The organism is Chryseosolibacter histidinae, from assembly GCF_018598225.1.
GTDB lineage: Bacteria > Bacteroidota > Bacteroidia > Cytophagales > Cyclobacteriaceae > Chryseosolibacter > Chryseosolibacter histidini.
Map to the genome: position 1 here is coordinate 1 of NZ_JAHESF010000085.1, position 3,147 is coordinate 3,147.

At 49.4% G+C, this 3,147-nt stretch carries 1 rRNA gene; it reads right to left on the reverse strand.

Going from position 1 to position 3,147, the window contains the following annotated elements:
- Positions 1-38: 38 nt before the first annotated feature.
- Positions 39-2,931, reverse strand: a 23S ribosomal RNA gene (locus KK083_RS32185).
- Positions 2,932-3,147 lie beyond the last annotated feature (216 nt).

Here is a 3,147-nt window from a genome sequence, read left to right on the forward strand (position 1 = left end):
CTTTTCAGGGGGACAGAATCTTCGATGAAGATTCAGGGGGTTCGAAGCGTTCGGGTAATTAGTACTGCTCAGCTTTGACATTTCTGCCTTTACACCTGCAGCCTATCAACGTCATCATCTCTGACGTCCCTTAATGGAAGTCTCATCTTGAGGTGGGTTTCGCGCTTAGATGCTTTCAGCGCTTATCCCGTCCCAACGTAGATACCCGGCGATGCAGCTGACGCCACAACCGGTACACCAGCGGTTAGTCCAACCCGGTCCTCTCGTACTAAGGTCAGAGCCTCTCAAACTTCCTACGCCCATCACAGATAGGGACCGAACTGTCTCACGACGTTCTGAACCCAGCTCGCGTGCCACTTTAATAGGCGAACAGCCTAACCCTTGGGACCTTCTCCAGCCCCAGGATGTGACGAGCCGACATCGAGGTGCCAAACCTCCCCGTCGATGTGAGCTCTTGGGGGAGATCAGCCTGTTATCCCCAGAGTACCTTTTATCCTTTGAGCGATGGCCCTTCCATGCAGAACCACCGGATCACTATATCCAACTTTCGTCCCTGATCGACTTGTCAGTCTCACAGTCAAGCATGCTTTTGCTATTGCACTCCACGTACGGTTACCAAGCGTACTGAGCATACCTTTGAAAGCCTCCGATACACTTTCGGAGGCGACCACCCCAGTCAAACTACCCACCACGCACTGTCTCCCCTTATCAGGGATTAGACATCAGATAGATAAAGGGTGGTATTTCACCGTTGACTCCCCTGAACCTAGCGGCCCAGGATCGACGCCTCCCACCTATCCTACACATCATCTACCCAATGTCAATGCGAAGCTATAGTAAAGGTTCATGGGGTCTTTCCGTCCCGTGACGGGTACACGGCATCTTCACCGTGACTACAATTTCACCGAGCTCATGGCTGAGACAGTGCCCAGATCGTTACACCATTCGTGCAGGTCGGAACTTACCCGACAAGGAATTTCGCTACCTTAGGACCGTTATAGTTACGGCCGCCGTTTACTGGGGCTTCAGTTCAACGCTTCGCCTTGCGACTAACGTCCCCCCTTAACCTTCCAGCACCGGGCAGGTGTCAGGCCATATACATAATCTTGCGATTTCGCATAGCCATGTGTTTTTGTTAAACAGTCGCCTGGGCCTTTTCGCTGCGACCTCTCTATCGCTAGAGGAGGCACCCCTTTTCCCGAAGTTACAGGGTTAATTTGCCTAGTTCCTTAGCCATGATTCACTCGAGCACCTCAGGATTCTCTCCTTGACTACCTGTGTCGGTTTGCGGTACGGGTAGCTTAATGATTAACGCTTAGAAGATTTTCTCGGAAGTCTGTTTACGTCCTCTATCCCTTCGGCCGAAGCCTCCAGGTACTGTTGGGTTTCAGCAAGCCTCGCGCATTTAACTACGAAGCCTATACCTACACCTTTTAACGCCCTATTTCGTCTGGGCGCGGAACTGTCACTACTCCTTCTCTCCATCGCTCATTAAGCCAGCATGGGAATATTAACCCATCGTCCATCAACTTCGCCTTTCGGCTTCGCCTTAGGTCCCGGCTTACCCGCGGTTGATTAGCATTGCCGCGGAACCCTTAGTCTATCGGTGGGCAGGGTTCTCACCTGCCTTATCGTTACTTATGCCTACATTTGCTTTTCTAACTGCTCCACCATCCATTACCAGATAGCTTCGCCGCTGTTAGAATGCTCCCCTACCACTCGTATTGCTACGAATCCTAAGCTTCGGTACTATACTTGATGCCCGATTATTATCGATGCTCTGTCGCTCGACCAGTGAGCTGTTACGCACTCTTTAAATGAATTGCTGCTTCCAAGCAAACATCCTGGCTGTCTCTGCAACTGAACCGCCTTAGTTCAACTTAGTATAGATTTTGGGACCTTAGCTGTAGGTCTGGGTTCTTTCCCTCTCGGACACGGACCTTAGCACCCATGCCCTCATTGCAGAGTATATTTAGTACCATTCGGAGTTCATCAGGATTTGGTAGGATGTGACTCCCCCTAGTCCTATTGGTAGCTCTACCTGTACTAAACTCTACCTCCACACTGCTCCTAAAAGCATTTCGGGGAGTACGAGCTATTTCTCAGTTTGATTAGCCTTTCACCCCTACCCTCAGTTCATCCAAAAACTTTTCAACGTTTACTAGTTCGGACCTCCATCCCGTGTTACCGGAACTTCATCCTGACCAAGGGTAGATCACAAAGTTTCGCGTCTACTCCCACTGACTAAGCGCCCTTTTCAGACTCGCTTTCGCTTCGGCTGCGGATCTTCAGACCCTTAACCTCGCCAGTGACAGTAACTCGTAGGCTCATTATGCAAAAGGCACGCCGTCACTGGATTACCCAGCTCCGACCGCTTGTAAGCGTATGGTTTCAGGTTCTATTTCACCCTCCTGTTCGGAGTACTTTTCACCTTTCCTTCACAGTACTGGTCCACTATCGGTCTCTCAGGAGTATTTAGCCTTACCAGATGGTGCTGGCAATTTCAAACGGGGCGTCTCCAACCCCGCCCTACTCAGGATACCTCTACGTAACACAACTTTACTCTTACGGGGCTCTCACCCTCTTTGGCCTGCCTTCCCATGCAGTTCAAATTCATTGTGTAGTCGATGTTAAGGTCCTATAACCCCTAACTAGCCGTAACTAGTCAGGTTTGGGCTCTTGCGCGTTCGCTCGCCACTACTTGCGCAATCACTAAATTGTTTTCTCCTCCTCCAGGTACTTAGATGTTTCAGTTCCCTGGGTTTGCTCTGTATTGCTACAGTAATGCATCTTCAATGCACTGGGTTGCCCCATTCGGAAATCTACGGATCAATTCCTATTTGCGGATCCCCGTAGCTTATCGCAGCTTATCACGTCCTTCTTCGCCTCTGAGAGCCTAGGCATTCCCCATACGCCCTTGATTACTTCTTTTAACGACTCCTCATCTCTCTATTCAAAAGTGAGGATCTCCTTTAATCTTAGGAATTTTTACCTATGTGCTCGCTCGTATGAAATGTTCTTTCTTCAAGAACACCCACTACTTACTTTCTTTTCTATTTTTCATTCCAAATCCTCTGTGCGGACTTGAAACTACTTCTACTCTTTCATCAGCATGTCAATGAACGTCTTCAAGAGTGTTTATCCAAT